The organism is Ruegeria sp. YTSA135, assembly GCF_059610165.1.
Map to the genome: position 1 here is coordinate 1 of NZ_JBXWNC010000045.1, position 1,128 is coordinate 1,128.

General features: G+C 50.1%; 2 protein-coding genes. Both read left to right on the forward strand.

Annotation, left to right across the window (positions count from 1 at the left end):
• Window positions 1–311: EamA family transporter (locus AC2FIT_RS22525; protein WP_496832648.1), on the forward strand; the 311-nt coding region annotated here is incomplete at its 5' end.
• 143 nt (window positions 312–454) lie between these two features.
• Window positions 455–985 carry a DUF6512 family protein gene (locus AC2FIT_RS22530; RefSeq protein WP_496832650.1) on the forward strand — a complete coding sequence of 177 codons (531 nt, stop codon included), beginning with the start codon at window positions 455–457 and terminating at the stop codon, window positions 983–985.
• The last annotated feature ends 143 nt before the right edge of the window (window positions 986–1,128 follow it).

Genomic DNA, 1,128 nt, shown 5'->3' on the forward strand with positions numbered 1-1,128 from the left:
TGATGATCTTCCCAATGTGGCAGCCGGGCGACGAGGTACAGTTCTTCACCCGGCCATGGGTTTGGCCGATGTGGGATGCTTTGCCGCTAATCCTACTGCAGGCCATCGGTTCAGTTTGTGGGGTGTTCATGATCATCAAGGCCTATCAGCTAGGTGAGCCATCTTATGTCTCGGTCTTCGAGTATTCGGTGATGATCTTTGGTCCACTCTTTGCGTGGCTCGCTTTCGGCCAGCCGGTCGGTGGCTGGCAAGTGCTTGGCATCATTTTTATTGCTTCAGCAGGCATTATCATCGCCCTACGGTCGCGTTAAGTTTTGAAATAAACACAACGAGCCTGAGTATCGGCCCCTTCAATTCGACTGTCAAATACGAGCAGGTGCCATTGATGTTTGTGTGGAGTAAATACGGGGACCAACTACCCGGGGAATAAGGAGGCCCAACCATAGAGCAAAGTTTGACACGTCTTTTTCAAATTGAGTCGATTGGTGCGCTCTGCATGATCCTACTCGGGTCTGCTATGCACTTTGCGTTTGCCTGGCTCGGCAACTGGACACCTTTGGCCCTCGTGGCAGCCGTCAATGAGGCAATATGGGAACACTTGAAGTTGGCTTTTTGGCCCGGACTGCTTTGGGCCTGCCTCATGCCGCTGCCGCCGAATTTAAGTCGTTGGTATGTGATGAGTTCGAAAGGCGTGAGCTTGGCAATTACGGCAATGCTGATTGTCACAATCTTTACAACTTACACGGCCATCTTGGGCCGTAACTTGCTGTTTCTGGACATCGGCACATTCGTCTTTGCCATTTGTGTTGGTCAGTTAATTTCGGCCTTATTGCTCACAAGTGGGATCAGTCAGACCAGATTCGTTTTTGTTTTGGGAACTCTTCTTCTGGCGCTCCAACTGATTGCTTACAGCCTTTTCACGTTCTTTCCTCCTGACCATTGGCTCTTTGTTGAGGCCCGTACAGGCATCAGAGGAATTCCATGACGTTAAAGCGAAACTTCCTATTGGTATGAAAGCTTATTGTTTTCGCTGGGGAATAATGCTGAGTTACGATGTTGTGCGTGTGCAGCAGAAAACTCCGAAACCGGACTTTCACGGCGCCAGTCATGTATGTCTCACTTGCGGAC